Source organism: Ruegeria sp. H8, assembly GCF_056532905.1.
Map to the genome: position 1 here is coordinate 175,437 of NZ_JBQFNY010000004.1, position 16,297 is coordinate 191,733.

The 16,297-nt window shown below is 57.0% G+C and carries 16 protein-coding genes; 13 read left to right on the forward strand and 3 right to left on the reverse strand.

Annotated elements, in window-relative coordinates:
- The first annotated feature begins 5 nt into the window (after positions 1–5).
- From ACR0A2_RS12315 to nqrF, 5 genes are read left to right on the forward strand one after another with little or no spacing between them, the layout of a single operon-like run.
- On the forward strand, positions 6–1,214 hold the full coding sequence (locus tag ACR0A2_RS12315) for an NADH:ubiquinone reductase (Na(+)-transporting) subunit B (protein ID WP_480835224.1): 1,209 nt from the start codon (positions 6–8) through the stop codon (positions 1,212–1,214).
- On the forward strand, positions 1,207–2,034 hold the full coding sequence (locus ACR0A2_RS12320) for a Na(+)-translocating NADH-quinone reductase subunit C (RefSeq protein WP_171636238.1): 828 nt from the start codon (positions 1,207–1,209) through the stop codon (positions 2,032–2,034). The genes ACR0A2_RS12315 and ACR0A2_RS12320 overlap by 8 nt, the downstream gene beginning before the upstream one ends.
- The gene (locus tag ACR0A2_RS12325; RefSeq protein ID WP_152460184.1) at positions 2,034–2,687 is read left to right on the forward strand and encodes an NADH:ubiquinone reductase (Na(+)-transporting) subunit D; all 654 of its coding nucleotides are present in this window, start codon (positions 2,034–2,036) and stop codon (positions 2,685–2,687) included. The genes ACR0A2_RS12320 and ACR0A2_RS12325 overlap by 1 nt, the downstream gene beginning before the upstream one ends.
- Complete coding sequence (gene nqrE / locus ACR0A2_RS12330) at positions 2,687–3,295, forward strand: NADH:ubiquinone reductase (Na(+)-transporting) subunit E (RefSeq protein WP_050603817.1); 609 nt, start codon at positions 2,687–2,689, stop codon at positions 3,293–3,295. Before ACR0A2_RS12325 ends, nqrE begins: the two co-directional genes overlap by 1 nt.
- 10 nt (positions 3,296–3,305) lie before the next feature.
- Complete coding sequence (nqrF, locus tag ACR0A2_RS12335; RefSeq protein ID WP_171169459.1) at positions 3,306–4,529, forward strand: NADH:ubiquinone reductase (Na(+)-transporting) subunit F; 1,224 nt, start codon at positions 3,306–3,308, stop codon at positions 4,527–4,529.
- 59 nt (positions 4,530–4,588) lie between these two features.
- Here nqrF and ACR0A2_RS12340 read toward each other — a convergent pair whose 3' ends face one another.
- Positions 4,589–5,602 carry an NAD-dependent epimerase/dehydratase family protein gene (locus ACR0A2_RS12340; protein ID WP_480835227.1) on the reverse strand — a complete coding sequence of 338 codons (1,014 nt, stop codon included), beginning with the start codon at positions 5,600–5,602 and terminating at the stop codon, positions 4,589–4,591.
- Between the two features lie 184 nt (positions 5,603–5,786).
- Between ACR0A2_RS12340 and ACR0A2_RS12345 the strand changes: the two genes are divergently transcribed.
- Positions 5,787–6,551 carry a metallophosphoesterase family protein gene (locus ACR0A2_RS12345; RefSeq protein WP_480835229.1) on the forward strand — a complete coding sequence of 255 codons (765 nt, stop codon included), beginning with the start codon at positions 5,787–5,789 and terminating at the stop codon, positions 6,549–6,551.
- A gap of 11 nt (positions 6,552–6,562) precedes the next feature.
- Here ACR0A2_RS12345 and ACR0A2_RS12350 read toward each other — a convergent pair whose 3' ends face one another.
- Positions 6,563–7,087: a CBS domain-containing protein gene (locus ACR0A2_RS12350; protein ID WP_480835231.1), complete on the reverse strand. Its 525-nt coding sequence runs from the start codon at positions 7,085–7,087 to the stop codon at positions 6,563–6,565.
- A 159-nt stretch (positions 7,088–7,246) separates the two neighbouring features.
- On the opposite strand from ACR0A2_RS12350, the gene ACR0A2_RS12355 reads away from it, so the two are divergent.
- The 7 genes from ACR0A2_RS12355 to ACR0A2_RS12385 all read left to right on the forward strand — a co-directional run bounded on the left by ACR0A2_RS12355 (position 7,247) and on the right by ACR0A2_RS12385 (position 14,666).
- Positions 7,247–7,396, forward strand: a complete 150-nt coding sequence (locus ACR0A2_RS12355; protein WP_480488269.1) for a hypothetical protein — start codon at positions 7,247–7,249, stop codon at positions 7,394–7,396.
- 66 nt (positions 7,397–7,462) lie between these two features.
- A complete protein-coding gene (locus tag ACR0A2_RS12360; RefSeq protein WP_480835233.1) occupies positions 7,463–8,488 on the forward strand; it encodes an FAD:protein FMN transferase in 1,026 nt (341 codons plus the stop codon).
- Between the two features lie 15 nt (positions 8,489–8,503).
- Positions 8,504–8,740, forward strand: coding sequence for a (Na+)-NQR maturation NqrM (gene nqrM, locus ACR0A2_RS12365; RefSeq protein WP_480446303.1), 237 nt, complete (start codon positions 8,504–8,506; stop codon positions 8,738–8,740).
- 71 nt (positions 8,741–8,811) lie between these two features.
- Positions 8,812–10,482, forward strand: coding sequence for a sulfatase-like hydrolase/transferase (locus ACR0A2_RS12370; RefSeq protein WP_480835235.1), 1,671 nt, complete (start codon positions 8,812–8,814; stop codon positions 10,480–10,482).
- A 192-nt stretch (positions 10,483–10,674) separates the two neighbouring features.
- Positions 10,675–12,192: a 2,3-bisphosphoglycerate-independent phosphoglycerate mutase gene (gene gpmI / locus ACR0A2_RS12375; protein WP_480835237.1), complete on the forward strand. Its 1,518-nt coding sequence runs from the start codon at positions 10,675–10,677 to the stop codon at positions 12,190–12,192.
- Positions 12,189–13,319 carry a murein hydrolase activator EnvC family protein gene (locus tag ACR0A2_RS12380; protein ID WP_480835239.1) on the forward strand — a complete coding sequence of 377 codons (1,131 nt, stop codon included), beginning with the start codon at positions 12,189–12,191 and terminating at the stop codon, positions 13,317–13,319. Before gpmI ends, ACR0A2_RS12380 begins: the two co-directional genes overlap by 4 nt.
- A gap of 6 nt (positions 13,320–13,325) precedes the next feature.
- Positions 13,326–14,666 (forward strand): S41 family peptidase, encoded by a 1,341-nt coding sequence (locus tag ACR0A2_RS12385; RefSeq protein ID WP_171169475.1) that lies wholly within the window; start codon positions 13,326–13,328, stop codon positions 14,664–14,666.
- A 42-nt stretch (positions 14,667–14,708) separates the two neighbouring features.
- Here the strand turns inward: ACR0A2_RS12385 and ACR0A2_RS12390 are convergent, their stop codons facing one another.
- On the reverse strand, positions 14,709–16,235 hold the full coding sequence (locus tag ACR0A2_RS12390; protein WP_480835242.1) for an MFS transporter: 1,527 nt from the start codon (positions 16,233–16,235) through the stop codon (positions 14,709–14,711).
- Positions 16,236–16,297: the final 62 nt, after the last annotated feature.

Sequence of the window (16,297 nt, forward strand, 5' to 3'; positions counted from 1 at the left end):
GCCGAATGGGTTTGCGCAGCTTCTTTGACAGGATCGAGCCGAACTTTACCAAGGGCGGCAAATACGAAAAGTACTTCCCCATCTACGAGATGGTGGAAAGCTTCATCTACACTCCGAAAACCGTGACCACGGTGGCGCCGCACGCGCGGTCCTATGTGGATATGAAGCGGATCATGACCTATGTCGTGATCGCGACGATCCCCTGCATCCTGTGGGGGATGTGGAACACCGGCTATCAGGCGAACTCGGCGATTGCTTTGCTGGGGCCGGAATCGGCCACCGGCTGGCGGATTGCTTTGTTGCAGATGTTCGGGATTTCGCTGGACCCGTCCAGCATCTTTGCCAACGTCATGCATGGTCTGATGTATTTCCTTCCGATCTACATCGTCACGCTTGTCGCGGGCGGTATCTTCGAGGTCATCTTTGCCACCGTGCGCGGCCATGAGGTGAACGAAGGCTTCCTTGTTACATCAATGCTTTATACGCTGATCATGCCTGCTACGACGCCCCTGTGGCAGGTGGCATTGGGCATCATCTTCGGCGTCGTGATCGGTAAGGAAGTGTTCGGGGGCACCGGCAAGAACTTTCTCAACCCCGCGCTTGTGGGGCGGGCGTTTTTGTATTTCGCCTATCCGGCGCAGATGTCGGGGGATGCGGTCTGGACACCCGTTGACGGGTTCTCGGGCGCAACTGCATTGGGCGTGTCTGCGGCCGAAGGTGTGCAGGCACTGGCCGCCGAAGGCATCACCTGGTCGAGCGCGTTTTTCGGCACCATTCAGGGCAGCTTTGGCGAAACATCGACATTGGCCTGCATGATCGGTCTGGCTTTCCTGTTGATGACCAAGATCGCCAACTACCGCCTGATTGTGGGCTGTCTGGCGGGCACCATCGGCTTTACCCTGCTGTTGAACCTGATCGGATCGGATACCAACCCGATGTTCGCGATGCCATGGTACTGGCACATCGTGTTGGGCGGTTACGCCTTCGGGCTGGCCTTTATGGTGACGGAACCGGTTTCGGCCAGCCACACCAATGTAGGGCGTTATATCTACGGCGCTCTGATCGGTGTCATGGTCGTGATGATCCGCGTGATCAACCCGGCTTTCCCCGAAGGCATGATGCTGGCCATCCTGTTCGGCAACGTCTTTGCACCGCTGATCGATTATTTCGTCGTGCAAGCCAACATAAAACGGAGGGCGCGTCGCCATGTCTGATACGCAATCCCCAGATCAAAACGAGGCACCCAAGGGCGCATTGGCCAAGTTCCTGGCGGCCTCGCCGGATTCTGTTGGCAAGACGATCTTCATCGCCGTTGCCGTCTGTCTGGTCGCCTCGATGGTTGTGTCCGCGGCCGCAGTCAGCCTGCGCCCGGTGCAAGAGGCCAACCGCTTGAAGGACAAACAGGTAAACGTTCTGCAAGTTGCGGGCGTGTTCGAGCCGGGCATCGACGTGACAGAGGCTTTTGCCGCCTTCGAACCACATGTGCTGGAGCTGTCCACAGGCACCTTCGTCGATGATCAGTTTGATCCGACCACGTTTGACGACATCGCCGCCGCCAGCGATCCAGAGCTGAGCGTCGCGCTGGACAATGACCCAGCCGGTATCGGACGCAAATCCAAGTACCGTGTTATCTATCTGCTGCGCGATGATGCGGGGGATCTGGACAAGGTGATCCTGCCTCTGCACGGATACGGCCTGTGGTCGACGCTCTATGGATTTATCGCGCTTGAAAACAACGGCAACGATATCTACGGCCTGCAATTCTATCAGCATGGTGAAACACCGGGTCTCGGGGCCGAGGTGGACAACCCGCGCTGGAAAGCCTTGTGGAACGGGAAAAAGCTGCGCGACGAAGCAGGTGATCTGCAAATCACCGTTGCCAAATCGCAGCCCGCAGCCGGGCCAGATTTCTATGTGGATGCGTTGGCGGGGGCCACGCTGACCTCGGTCGGCGTCGATAACCTTGTGAAATTCTGGATGGGCGATGCGGGCTATGGTCCCTTCCTGGCCAAACTTCAAGCAGGAGAGATTTGATGTCCCAGACCAAGAAAGAGATGCTGGTCGACCCGCTTGTCGACAACAATCCGATCACATTGCAGGTGCTGGGCATCTGTTCGGCGCTTGCGGTGACATCATCGCTGCAAGTGTCGATGGTAATGGCGCTGGCGGTGATCTTCGTGACCTCGTTTTCGTCCTTCTTCATTTCATGCCTGCGCAACCAGATCCCCGGTTCGATCCGGATCATCGTTCAGATGGTGATCATCGCGTCGTTGGTGATCCTGGTGGACCAGATCCTGAAAGCCTATGCTTTCGAGATTTCGAAAACCCTGTCGGTTTTCGTCGGCCTGATCATCACCAACTGCATCGTGATGGGCCGCGCCGAGGCGTTTGCGATGAAGAACCCTCCGGTTGCGTCCTTCATCGACGGAATGGGCAACGGCATGGGCTATGGTCTTATCCTGCTGCTTGTCGGCTTCATTCGCGAGCTGTTTGGCGCGGGGTCGCTGTTCGGCGTCACGATTCTGGAAACCGTCAACAACGGCGGCTGGTACGTGCCCAACGGCATGCTGCTGTTGCCGCCCTCGGCGTTCTTCATCATCGGTCTGATCATCTGGGCCTTCCGCACCTGGAAGCCGAACCAGGTGGAAGAGCGTGAATACAAAATTCAGCAGGTAGAGGCCCACTGATGGAAGGTCTGATCTCACTGGCCGTAAAGGCCATCTTTGTCGAAAACCTTGCGCTCAGCTTTTTTCTTGGCATGTGCACGTTCATCGCCGTGTCCAAGAAGATTTCGACCGCGCTGGGGCTGGGGATTTCGGTCATGGTCGTGCAGGCCATCACCGTGCCTGCCAACAACCTGCTGCTGAACTATCTGCTGAAACCGGGCGCGCTGGCCTGGGCCGGGTTCCCGGATGTGGACCTGACCTTCCTTGGCCTGATTTCCTATATCGGCGTGATCGCGGCGATGGTGCAGATACTCGAGATGGTTTTGGACAAGTATTTCCCACCGCTTTACAACGCGCTGGGGATCTTTCTGCCACTGATCACGGTGAACTGCGCCATCCTTGGCGGGTCGCTGTTCATGGTGGAGCGTGACTATAACTTTGCCGAAGCAGCGACTTATGGCTTGTCTTCCGGTTTTGGCTGGGCACTGGCAATCACCGCAATGGCCGGAGTACGGGAAAAGCTGAAATATTCGGACATTCCCGATGGTCTGCAAGGTCTGGGCATTACTTTCATTACCGCAGGTCTGATGGCTATGGCCTTCATGTCCTTCTCGGGCGTGAAACTGTAAGGGGGCGTTAATGGAAACCTTTACCTTAGGCGTAGCTCTTTTCACCGTAATCGTTCTGGCATTGGTGGCCATCATCATGGCCGCCCGATCCAAGCTGGTATCGACTGGAAACGTCAACATTACGATCAACGGCGAAAAGACCATTTCCGTTCCGGCAGGTGGCAAGCTGCTACAGACACTGGCTGCCGAGAAGCTGTTTGTCCCTTCGGCCTGCGGTGGCGGCGGCACCTGTGCGCAGTGCCGGGTGCGGGTGCATTCGGGGGGCGGGTCGATCCTGCCGACCGAAGAAAGCCATATCACGAAACGTGAAGCGTCATGTGGTGATCGCCTGTCTTGCCAAGTGGCGGTCAAGCAGGACATGGATATCGAAGTTCCGGAAGAAGTCTTCGGCGTCAAGAAATGGGAATGTACCGTTCGGTCGAACGAAAACGTAGCGACCTTCATCAAGGCCTTGATCCTGGACCTGCCCGAGGGCGAGGATGTGAACTTCCGCGCCGGCGGCTACATCCAGATCGAAGCACCTGCACACCAGTTGAAATACACGGATTTCGACATTGAAGAGGAATATCGCGAGGATTGGGATCGCTTCAATCTGTGGCAATATGAATCGGTGGTGACCGAACCCATCGAGCGCGCCTATTCGATGGCCAACTACCCGGACGAAAAAGGCATGATCATGCTGAACGTCCGCGTGGCCTCGCCGCCGCCGGGGTCCGAAGGCATTCCGCCGGGTCAGATGTCGTCCTACATCTTCAACCTGAAGCCGGGTGACAAGGTCACCATTTCAGGCCCATTCGGCGAGTTCTTTGCCCGTGAAACTGACAAAGAGATGGTCTTCATTGGCGGCGGCGCCGGTATGGCACCGATGCGCAGCCATATCTTTGATCAGCTCAAGCGTCTTCAGAACCGCAACCGCAAGATCAGCTTCTGGTACGGTGCGCGGTCGAAGAAAGAGATGTTCTTTGTCGAAGACTTCGACAGTCTGGCGGAAGAATTCGACAATTTCGAATGGCACGTGGCCTTGTCGGACGCGCAGCCCGAGGACAATTGGAAAGGCTATACCGGCTTCATCCACAACGTTTTGTTCGAAGAGTACCTCAAGAACCACCCAGCGCCTGAGGATTGCGAATACTACATGTGTGGTCCGCCAATCATGAACCAGTCGGTCATCAACATGCTTCTGGATCTGGGCGTGGACCGCGAAGACATCATGCTCGACGATTTCGGCGGGTAAGGAACAAAAAAGAACCGGCGTTGAAGACGCCGGTTCTTTTATTTGGCGATAGGCCTGCGTTATTTTCCGTAATAATCTCGGTACCACGCAACGAACTGGGTGATGCCGTCTTTCAGGTCTGTCCGGGGACGATAGTTCGTCAGTCTTTGTAGCAGCCGATTGTCCGCCCAGGTGGCATGAACATCACCCATCTGCATCGGCATGAAGTTCTTGATCGCCTTCTGCCCCACTGCCTGTTCGATGGCTTCGATGAAATCCATCAGGCGCACTTTTTCTCCGTTGCCGATATTCACGATGCGGTAGGGCGCGACGGGGGACAGGCTGTCTCTGTCCTCGATATCCTCACGGCTGGCTGGCCGTACCGGAGGCACATCGATCAGCAATCTGATGCCGCGTACAAGGTCTTGGACATGGGTGAAATCCCGGTACATGTCGCCGTGATTGTAAATGTCGATCGGGCGGCCATCCAGAATGGCGGCGACAAACTTGAAATACGCCAGATCCGGTCGTCCCCAGGTGCCGTAGACGGTAAAGAAGCGGAACATGGTCGTCGGCAAACCCCAAAGATGCGCATAGGAATGCCCCATCGCCTCATTCGCCTTTTTGGTTGCGGAATAGATTGTCAGTTGAGTGTCGGCTTTTTCCGTCTCGGTGAAGGGCATGTCCTCGTTGGCACCGTAAATGGAAGAGGTCGATGCCATCAAAAGATGATCCACCTTATGCTGACGTGCAACTTCCATCACGTTGAAAGTTCCAACGACATTCGATTCAACATAGCTGCGGGGATGTTCCAAACTGTGTCTCACACCGGCCTGAGCCGCCAGATGAACGATGACTTCCGGCTGAAATTCCTCGGCGACCTGCATCAACCGATCAAAATTTTCCAACCGATCCTCGGTTGCCGTGAACCCGGGTGTCTGAAGCAGAATTTGATGCCGACGCTGTTTCAGGACCACATCATAGTAATCCGTCATCCCGTCGTATCCATGCACGCGGAACCCTTCCTCTAACAGCAGCTTTGCCAGATGGAACCCGATGAACCCCGCAGAGCCCGTAATCAAAACCCGTTTCATAGAACCCTCAAAACGCCCTGCATGATCATCGCCGAACAAAAGGTTCTGCCCCTGATGCCGGGTCAAACATTTTGAACTGCGCCGAAGGTCATATCGAACATCCAGACGTCATTGGTCAACTCTTTGCTGATTCAATCAGATGCTCATTGCCGCCAATGGGCGAGAAGGATAGGGATCAACGTGTATGATTACGAACTGGATCAGACGGTGGTTCGACCGCAGGGCGGGGCGGACAACGAACGCGGTGTGTTGCGACATCGCTCCGGCCGAGAAAGTGACGGCCGTGGGCGATATCCACGGTCGTCTGGACTTGTTGCAGGCGTTGTTGCCCAGACTGGACGATCAGAGCTTGCTGGTGTTTGTCGGAGATTACATCGACCGAGGGCCATACAGCGCGCAGGTGCTGCGCCACCTGTTTCACCTGAGCGAGACGTCAGGAGGACGCGTTCAATGTCTTCTTGGAAACCACGAAGAGTTTCTGTTGCAATTCCTGGAGGCGCCGGAACGCAACGCCCGGCTCTGGTTTCAAAATGGGGGCGTGCAAACGCTGGCGTCTTTCGGGTTGAAGCCGCCCGGGGATATCGACAACAACCAGCAGGTTCGAAAACTGGCGGATGATCTTCGCCTGAAGATGGGCGAAAGCCTGATCAACTGGCTAGCCGACCGGCCATTGACCTGGACCACCGGCAACGTCACTTTCGTTCATGCGGCGCTGGACCCCCGACTGCCGATTGAGGCCCAGGATCGCCAGATTTGTCTTTGGGGACATCCCATGTTTCCCAGGCTGGCCCGCAGCGATGGCCAATGGGTGGTACACGGCCACACCATCGTGGACCTGCCCCGGATCAGGAACCGGGTGGTATCGATTGACACGGGCGCTTTCGCTTCGGGTCGATTGACAGCCGCCGAGATCAACGCCGGTTGTGTTCGGTTCACCTCGACCGGATGAACAGTGGGCCTTTAACCGACGATCATTTGCTTCATGCGAAGCGCTTCATATTCCAACTCTTTGAGACGGAAGTGGACAACGTCTCCGATTGTGATGACGCCGCACAAGTTACCGTCGCGCAGCACCGGCATATGGCGAAAACGACCCTCGGTCATTGTTTTCAGAACTTCATTCAGCAGATCATCCGGTGTGCAGGTCTTAACATCCCTGGTCATGAGGTCTTCGACCGATTGCGGAAGGGTCTGGCCGGGTGTATCTGCCATGCGCCGAACGATGTCGCGCTCTGACAAAATCCCCTGCAAAGCCCCGTTCGGATCCGTCACGAGAACAGCACCGATCCGCTTTTCCTTCAGCGTGTTGACCACAGAATGGATGGTGTCATTTGGCCGCACCGAAAACACCGCGTCCCCTTTACCTTCAAGCAGCTTGGCCACGGTTGTCTGCGAATGCGACAGGTTCGATTCCGCAGACTGGCTGTACGTCGTCTTGTCAGACTTGTCGCCACGCGAAGGCGACTGGTAAGAGGTTGGAGCCATGGGCAATCTCCTTGTGGTTCTTGCAAAGTCTTTCCCTTTCACCTTAGCGCAGCTAAACGACCTGTATAGGGTGCAATTGCGCCGATCGGCAAAAACGCGGGCCCGGAAAGGACGTTCAAGCCATTGAGTGAACTCTATCTTACGCCACCCCTAGCGGCATTGATCTTCTTTGCCGTTGTTGTTTGTGGCCACAATTTCCGCATGGCCTGGAAGCAACAGCCGCCGGGTTGGCAAAAACGTGCGTGGTTGTTCGGCGTGCCGGCGGGGGTCGGCCTTTTGGTGCTGGGTTTCCTGCCGCTGAAGATGTGATCGCAGTTTGACTCCGGCGGGGGGCACTGGCATATGCCGGGCACAGAATTTCCCGGAGATCGCCCGATGCGTCTTATGCCTTTACTGGCCGTTGCCACCCTTCTTTCCGGCTGTTTGTTCGACAAAGAACCCGAGGTGGTTCGTCTGTCGGGCGAAACGATGGGCACGACCTTCAAGATAACGGCGATCGGTGAAGATCTTGATGAGGTCGCATTGGCCGCGGCCGTCGAAGAGACGCTGGCCGAGGTGAACGGCAAAATGTCCAACTGGGATCCAGAATCCGAGGTGTCCGTTTTTTCAGCGTCAACCAGCACAGCCCCCGTTCCGGTCTCGGACGAGCTCGCATTTGTCCTTTCGGCCGCCAATGACGTGCACGAAAAAACCGGTGGGACTTTTGATGTAACTCTGGGCCCGCTGATCGAACTTTGGGGCTTTGGCCCACGCAAGCCCGAGGATCCGGTGCCATCGGATGCCGAAATCGAGGCCGCGTTGAGCGGTGTGGGGCAAGCCCGTTTGCTGACGCTCGACACCGAAGCCGGCACGCTGTCGAAGGCTGATCCGCAGGTGGGCATCAACCTGTCGGCGATTGCAAAGGGCTATGGCATCGATGCGGTTGCCGGCGCTTTGCAGGATGCCGGTATCGACGATTACCTTGTCGAGATTGGAGGTGATCTTGTTGCCAAAGGCAAAAACGAGCAGGGCGAAGCCTGGCGCATTGGCATCGAAAAGCCTGAAACGGGTGCTCAGAGCATTCAATTGATCGTTTCCCTGGATGATCGCGGCATGGCCAGCTCGGGCGATTACAAGAATTTCTTCGAACAGGACGGTGTGCGGTATTCGCATATCATCGATCCGACAACGGGACGCCCGATCACACATCGCACGACCTCTGTCACGGTCCTGGCGGAAAACGCAATGTTGGCGGATGCCTGGGCAACGGCCATGCTGGCTTTGGGTCAGGAAAAGGGAATGGACATCGCGGAAAATCATAAACTTGCCGTGTACTTCATTTCGCGGGATGTGACAGGCGGCGAAGATGCCTATATTACGTCGCACAGCACCGCGTTCAAAGACGCTTTGGGAACCAACTGACAGGCAGGAACCGAGATGAGCACTTTTATTCTGGCCTTTATTCTTTTGGCGCTTGTCATGGTCGGTATGTCATTGGGTGTCATGCTGATGGGCAAGACCATCAAAGGCAGCTGCGGTGGCCTGAATGCGATCTCGGGCGCCGATAAATGCGTTGTGTGTCAAAAGGATGTCGATCCGGACAGCCCGCTACGCGATCAGTTGCAGTGCAAACGTGCCAGGAAGATGCTGGAACGGATGGAACATCAGGCCTGAAGCAAGTTTTGCTTCGCTCTGCGGACGGAAGTGGCTAACTAGGTCCCTATGACTTTCGGGGAGGCACCGCGTTGGCCAAGGCAAAGAACATCCTGTTTATCATGTTCGACCAGCTGCGCTGGGATTATCTGAGCTGTTACGGGCACCCACATCTGCATACTCCGAATATCGATCGTCTGGCCGCCCGCGGTGTCCGCTTTGACCGGGCCTATATCCAGTCGCCGATATGCGGCAGTTCCCGCATGTCGACCTATACCGGGCGCTATGTGCATTCCCATGGAGCCTCATGGAACAACATTCCCCTCAAAGTGGGTGAGATCACCTTGGGCGACCACCTGCGCAAGGCGGGAATGGATTGCTGGCTGGTCGGCAAGACACATATGGCCGCCGATGCCGAGGGGATGGCCCGTCTTGGGCTGGAGCCCGACAGCATCATCGGGGCCCGCGTCGCGGAATGCGGGTTTGACGTGTTCGAACGCGATGACGGGTTGCGCGCAGAGGGTCCGGACGGTTTCTATGACCCGGACGGGGCAAAGAAATACAACCATTACCTAGCAGACAAGGGATACGAGAGCGACAATCCGTGGCATGATTTTGCCAATTCCGGTCTGGATGCCGATGGCAACGTGCTGTCAGGGTGGTTCCTGAAGAATTCATCCGAACCTGCAAATATCGCGGAAGAGGACAGTGAAACACCATATCTGACCACCCGTGGAATCGAGTTCATTGACAGCCATGACGGACCATGGTGCTGTCACCTCAGCTACATCAAGCCTCACTGGCCTTACATCGTGCCGGAACCTTACGCTTCGATGTACGGGCCCGAACATGTCGTGCCCGTGGTCCGCTCGGAAGCTGAGCGAAAGAATGCCCACCCCGTCCTGAAGGCCTTCATGGACACCAAGGTCGGGCAGGCATTTTCGCGCGAGGATGTCCGCGAGGCGGTGATCCCGGCTTACATGGGGCTGATCAAACAAGCGGATGACCAGATGGGTCGTCTGTTCGACTGGATGGAGAAAACCGGGCGGATGGACGACACGATGATCGTGCTGACCTCGGATCACGGTGATTTTCTGGGCGACCACTGGATGGGTGAGAAGACTTTCTTCCACGATGCCTCCACCAAAATGCCGCTGATCATTTATGACCCGTCACCCGAAGCGGACGTCACGCGCGGTACCACCTGCGACGCGCTGGTCGAGTCGATCGATCTGGCGCCAACGTTTCTGGAACTGGCAGGCGGCGAAAAAGCCGGGCATATTCTCGAGGGGCATTCTCTGCTGCCGATCCTGCATGGTCAGTCCGACAAAACGCCCCGACAGGTCGCGATTTGCGAGTATGACTATTCCGCGTCCCCCATCGCGCAGCGACTGAATGCATCGGTTCGAGATGCGGTGATGTTCATGGTCGCGAATGAAAAGTGGAAGCTCATCCATTGCGAGGGCGGGTACAGGCCGATCCTGTTCGATCTGGAAAACGACCCCGATGAACTGGTGGATCTGGGTGACAGCGCGGATCATTCGGAAGTCATCGCGCAAATGTACGATCACCTGTTTGCCTGGGCGCGGCGCCCGTCACAGCGCACCACCCGGTCCGAACAGCAGTTGATCGATATGCGGACCCGAAGCGGGGGCACGGGCATCATGATCGGCATCTACGACGAAAACGACACGCCGCTGGAACTGACGGTCAAATATCGCAACCGCAAGGCGAAGCCATACACGAGTTACCTCAAAGACTAGTCTCGTCCGGGTTTTCACCGACAAAACCATGATGGCTTTGCGTCGAAAAATGCAGCGGCTCATTGTCCTCCAGCGATGGGCCGAAGCCGCCAGGCCGTTTGATTAATTCTGCGTAAATTGCCGCAAAGATGGTTCACCCCTTGCCGGCCAGACGCTAGAAGAAGACCCAAGAGCAGTAATCGGAGATTTTCAATGCCAACCCCCAAACCCGTTGTTCTGTGCATTCTTGATGGGTGGGGCGTGTCAGACGACACACAGGCGAATGCGCCCTATCTGGCGAACACGCCGACCATTGACGCGATCATGGCCAAATGCCCGCACGCCACGCTGACAACGCATGGCCCGGACGTAGGTCTGCCCAGTGGGCAAATGGGTAATTCCGAAGTCGGTCATACAAACATAGGTGCGGGCCGCGTTGTGGCCATGGATCTGGGGCAGATCGACCTGGCCATCGAAGACGGTTCGTTCTTTGGCAATGGGGCATTGCAGGCATTCATCTCCAAGGTCAAATCCTCAGGGGGGACGGCTCATCTCATGGGGTTGGTCTCGGATGGTGGTGTTCACGGTCACCTGAACCACATCATCGCTGCAACCAAGGCCATTGCGGATGCCGGTGTTCCGGTCGCCCTTCATGCGGTCACGGATGGGCGCGACGTGGTCCCAAAATCTGCGCTGACCTATTTTTCCCAGTTGGAAGAACGGCTGCCCGAGGGGGCACGTGTCGTCACGGTAAGCGGTCGCTATTTCGCCATGGATCGCGACAATCGCTGGGAACGGATCGCAGAAGCTTATGACGCGATGATCAACGGCAAGGGCAGGGCGGCCAGCACCGCACTTGATGCCGTGGACTATGCGTACAACCAGTCTGAGTCTGACGAATTCATTACGCCGACCGTGTTGCAAGGTTACAAGGGCGTATCCGACGGCGATGGCTTTTTCTGTCTAAATTTCCGTGCAGATCGTGCTCGCGAAATCCTGCGCGCGATTGGTGAAGCGGGCTTTGCCGAGTTCGAAACCGGGCCGCGGCCGAAATTGTCGGCGCTGCTGGGTATGGTAGAGTATTCCGACGGTCACAACGAATATATGACCGCGGTTTTTCCGAAACGGGCGATTGTGAACACGCTCGGGGAATGGGTCGCCAAGCAGGGGTTGCGTCAGTTCCGGCTGGCTGAAACCGAAAAATACCCCCATGTCACTTTTTTCCTGAACGGGGGCAAGGAGACCCCTGAAAAAGGTGAAGATCGCTATATGCCCAAATCACCCAAGGTTGCGACCTATGATTTGCAACCCGAGATGTCCTCGGCCGAGGTCACAGCCAAGTTTGTCGAGGCGATCGAACAAGGTTACGACCTGATCGTAACCAATTACGCCAACCCTGATATGGTCGGGCATACCGGCGACCTTCAAGCTGCGATTAAGGCATGCGAAGCCGTTGATGCAGGATTGGCTCAGGTCGTTGCTGCCTTGGAAAAAGCAGGCGGCGCAATGATCGTCACCGCCGATCACGGTAACTGTGAAGTGATGGTTGATCCGGAAACCGGCGGTCCGCATACGGCGCACACGCTGAACCCGGTGCCCATAGCTTTGGTCGGAGGGCCAGAGGGCGCGCAGGTGCGTCAGGGGCGGTTATCTGATCTGGCGCCGACCCTGCTTGATTTGATGAACCTGCCCAAACCGCCGGAAATGACTGGAGAAAGCCTGCTGTCATGAGGCTGACCGCCCTAGCGATTGTGCTGCTTTCAGCTTGTCAGGCCTTTGCCCAGACCGACGCTTCTCGGGCGGCGCTGGATGCGGCAAGGATGCTGGAACAGGCGTCGATCTCGCTGAGCGAAGCAGACGGCGCAAGGGATCGGGTGCGGGCGCTGACCGAAACGATACAAGCCTATGAGGCCGGGCTGAGCGCGATGCGGACCGGTCTGCGCAAGGCTGCAATACGCGAAGCGCAACTGAGCGCGCAATTGAGCGCGCGTGAAAAGGACGTCAGGCAGTTGCTTGGTATTTTGCAGACCATCGAAACGACCGCGCCGCCAGTGCTGATGCTGCACCCGTCAGGCCCATTGGGCGCGGCGCGGGCCGGAATGATGCTGTCCGAGGTGACGCCTGGTCTAAACGCAAAAGCGCAAGCGCTGGCACAGGACCTGCAAGAGGTTCAGACCCTGCGTCTGCTGCAACAAAGCGCCTCGGAAACTTTGACCGAAGGGCTGCGCGGTGTGCAGGACGCCCGCACGCGGTTGAGCGAAGCGATTGCCGACCGCACTGATTTGCCGCGCCGGTTTGTCGAAGACCCGGTGCGCACGGCCATTCTGATTTCTTCGACCGAGACTCTGGATGGTTTTGCAAGCGGTCTGTCAGAGATTTCAGAAGGCGAGATCATTGAAACTGACGCAAGCATCCTGGATCAGAAAGGACAGATTCCCTTGCCGGTGCAGGGCATCCTGCTGCACAAGGCCGGTGAACCGGACGCTGCAGGGGTCGCCCGCGCTGGTCTGGTCATCGGCACCCGTTCCCGTGCGCTTGTAACATCCCCCACTGCGGCCACGATCCGCTATCGCGGGCCATTGCTGGATTTGGGAAACCTTGTCATTCTGGAGCCGCAACCGGGCCTGTTGTTCGTGTTTTCGGGCTTGCAAGAGGTCTATGGTCAACCCGGGCAGGTGATCCCCAAAGGCACTCCGGTTGGCCTGATGCCGGGTGAAACGCCGGAAATCGGCGCAATATTGTCAACAAGCGGTGATGGCACTGGAACTGATCGTCCAGAAACGCTCTATATAGAGGTAAGAGAAGACAACACCCCGGTGGACCCGGAAACATGGTTTCGGACCGACAAGGATGGATAAACGAGTATGAAGAAATTTGTGATGGCCGGTTTGGCCGGAACTGTGGCAGGCATTCTTGCGACAACGCAGATCGCAGGTCCCCTGCTGGCGCAGGAGGCCGTGAACAAGGCCAGCGTCTATGAACAGCTTGACCTGTTCGGTGACATTTTCGAACGCATCCGTGCGCAATATGTCGAAGAGGTCGAGCCCGAAGAACTTATCGAGGCGGCAATCGATGGTATGCTGACCTCTCTTGATCCGCATTCCAGTTATCTTTCGCCCGATGATGCCGAACAGATGCGCGTGCAGACTCGGGGCGAGTTCGGTGGACTGGGTATTGAGGTCACGCAGGAAGACGGTTTTGTCAAAGTCGTGTCTCCCATCGACGACACACCCGCTGACGAGGCCGGGATCGAAGCCGGAGATTTCATCACACATGTGGATGGCGAAAGCATTCTGGGCCTGACGCTGGACAAGGCGGTGGATCTGATGCGGGGTCCGGTCGGCTCCGAGATTGTTATTACCGTCGTGCGCGAAGGCGAACCTGATCCCTTCGATGTCACCATTATCCGTGACACGATCAAGCTGACCGCCGTTCGCGCCCGCACCGAAGGCACAAGTGTCGTCCTGCGGGTAACGACCTTTAATGATCAGACTTTCCCCAACCTACAGGAAGGGTTGAAGGAACAGATCGAAGAAGCCGGTGGCATCGACAAGGTCAATGGTGTCGTACTGGACCTGCGCAACAACCCGGGCGGTCTGTTGACACAGGCCATCAAAGTTTCGGACGCGTTCCTGAACGAAGGGGAAATCGTCTCGACCCGTGGACGGGACCCGGAAGAGGGTGAGCGTTTCAACGCCACCCCCGGCGATCTGGCGGAAGGCAAACCCATTGTCGTGTTGATCAATGGTGGTTCGGCCTCGGCATCTGAAATCGTCGCGGGCGCGCTTCAGGATCATCGCCGGGCCATCGTCGTCGGCACCAAAAGCTTCGGCAAAGGGTCGGTTCAGACGGTGATGCCGCTTCGGGGTGATGGTGCGATGCGCCTGACCACGTCCCGGTATTACACCCCATCAGGGCGGTCGATTCAGGCTCTGGGTGTCAGCCCTGATATCATCGTGGAACAACCCCGTCCGGCGCCAGAACCGGAAGAGGAAGAAGCCAACGCCCGTTCGCGGTCCGAGGCCGATCTGCGCGGCAGCCTCAACAATGACAGCCTCAGCGAAGATGAGATCCGCCAGATCGAAGAAGATCGCGCCAAGGCCGAGGCAACCGCAGAGCTGAGGGAAGAGGATTACCAGCTGGCCTATGCCATCGATATCCTGAAGGGGCTGTCGGCCTTCAACCCCAACGGGCCGTCACAGTAAAACGGTAAGGGCTGCGGATGTCGCAGCCCTTGGCTCCCGGCTTCAGCTTTCGATCCGGTGCAGTTTTTTTTCGTCTAGAAGCAGCGCCAGAACGAGACCGACCGAGACGGACAAGGCCGAAAAGACGAAAGCCATACTCATCCCGCTGTCAAAGGCCGCCGACAATGCCCGTTGAACCGTCTCTGCCTCGCTGGATGACAACCGGCTGATTACCGCATGGGCGGACGGCGTTTCAAGTGTTCCGCCGTTGATCGTGCGAAGCTCTGCTTCGGTCAACTTGATGCCCGAAGCGGCCACATACTGGCGAAGCTCAGTCAGGCTGACGACGTACATAATGGCCGTGGCACAGGCGACAGAGATTGCGCCGTAAACCAGGTGGGTCATGAAGCTCAGGCCGCCAACCAGCCCAGCCCGTTCCGGCTTTACGGCACACATTGCAGCAGTGCCGGACGGCCCAACCGTCAATGTTGCGCCCAGCCCGATCATCGCCATGCCGGGCAGGATGCGAAAGTACCCCAGATCACCGGGCAGCACGACAATGGTCGCAGCGCCGATCGTTGCGATCAGATATCCCCAAAACAGCAGCCGCTTGGGGCCGAAATCATTGTAAAGCGTGCCCGAAACAATTGATCCCACGGCAAGCAACACGGTCAGCGGCGCCAAGCCCAGTGCCGATTCAAACGTCGACCAGCCCAGCACCTTTTGCATGTATTGGGGAAAATACAGCAGCCCCACAAATGCCGCGGACACGTTGAACATGTTCAGGCCAAGGGTGATGCGAAACTCGCGGTTTTGCATCATCTGCGGCAAAAGCAGCGGCTCTGTCACGCGTTTCTCGACTTTGGGGAACAGAATGAAAAGCGCAGCGCTGGTGAAAAACAGCATCAACAACGGAACGGACGTCCACCCCCAGTCCGCGCCCACATCCAAACCGTAAAGCAGCAGCAAAACGGCAAAGGACAACACACCCATTCCGGCGAGGTCGAGGTGTTCATCCGGTTTGTGCTGTGTTTCGCGCTCCATCAGGATCAGCGCGGTGGCCATCGAAATGCAGGAAAAGACCACATTGGCGAGGAAAAAGTAGCGCCACTCTCCCAAGTTCACGGCCAATCCGCTGATCATCGGACCAAACACGTTTCCGGTGGTCACACCCGCCAGAATCAGCCCCATCACCAAGGCTCGATGTTCTGGCTTTGATACTTTGGTTGCCCCGAAGGCCAGCGTGCAGGGCCACACGCAACCCGCGCCGATGCCTTGCAGCGCACGCGCAATGACAAGAAAATCAAGACTGGGCGAAACGAAGCACATGACCGAGGAAAACAGAAAGATCGACAGGCCAAAAAGCATCATTCTGCGGTGGCCGTACATGTCGCCAAGCCGCCCGCCTGCGACCATGGTCATGGCGAAAAACAAGGCATAAATGTTCAGAACCCATTGGGTGCTGGTGATATCGGCGTCAAAGCTGCTTTCGATCGCAGGCACCAGCATCAGGGCGCCGGTAAAATCAATACCGATGCCAAATCCGGTAACCATCAAAGCGATGACTTTGACTATGCTGCTGCGATCCATGACAAGGCGCGATCCGTTCTGAAAACGCCAATGATGCACGAATCTGGCAAGATTGACAGGAA

Coding starts and splice junctions, on each gene's coding strand:
- ACR0A2_RS12385 (WP_171169475.1), top strand. CDS start 13,326: ATGAAGAAATTTGTGATGGCCGGTTTGGCCGGAACTGTGGCAGGCATT.
- gpmI (WP_480835237.1), top strand. CDS start 10,675: ATGCCAACCCCCAAACCCGTTGTTCTGTGCATTCTTGATGGGTGGGGC.
- ACR0A2_RS12320 (WP_171636238.1), top strand. CDS start 1,207: ATGTCTGATACGCAATCCCCAGATCAAAACGAGGCACCCAAGGGCGCA.
- ACR0A2_RS12340 (WP_480835227.1), bottom strand. CDS start 5,602: ATGAAACGGGTTTTGATTACGGGCTCTGCGGGGTTCATCGGGTTCCAT.
- nqrF (WP_171169459.1), top strand. CDS start 3,306: ATGGAAACCTTTACCTTAGGCGTAGCTCTTTTCACCGTAATCGTTCTG.
- nqrE (WP_050603817.1), top strand. CDS start 2,687: ATGGAAGGTCTGATCTCACTGGCCGTAAAGGCCATCTTTGTCGAAAAC.
- ACR0A2_RS12325 (WP_152460184.1), top strand. CDS start 2,034: ATGTCCCAGACCAAGAAAGAGATGCTGGTCGACCCGCTTGTCGACAAC.
- ACR0A2_RS12380 (WP_480835239.1), top strand. CDS start 12,189: ATGAGGCTGACCGCCCTAGCGATTGTGCTGCTTTCAGCTTGTCAGGCC.
- ACR0A2_RS12350 (WP_480835231.1), bottom strand. CDS start 7,087: ATGGCTCCAACCTCTTACCAGTCGCCTTCGCGTGGCGACAAGTCTGAC.
- ACR0A2_RS12315 (WP_480835224.1), top strand. CDS start 6: ATGGGTTTGCGCAGCTTCTTTGACAGGATCGAGCCGAACTTTACCAAG.
- ACR0A2_RS12345 (WP_480835229.1), top strand. CDS start 5,787: ATGATTACGAACTGGATCAGACGGTGGTTCGACCGCAGGGCGGGGCGG.
- ACR0A2_RS12390 (WP_480835242.1), bottom strand. CDS start 16,235: ATGGATCGCAGCAGCATAGTCAAAGTCATCGCTTTGATGGTTACCGGA.
- ACR0A2_RS12360 (WP_480835233.1), top strand. CDS start 7,463: ATGCGTCTTATGCCTTTACTGGCCGTTGCCACCCTTCTTTCCGGCTGT.
- nqrM (WP_480446303.1), top strand. CDS start 8,504: ATGAGCACTTTTATTCTGGCCTTTATTCTTTTGGCGCTTGTCATGGTC.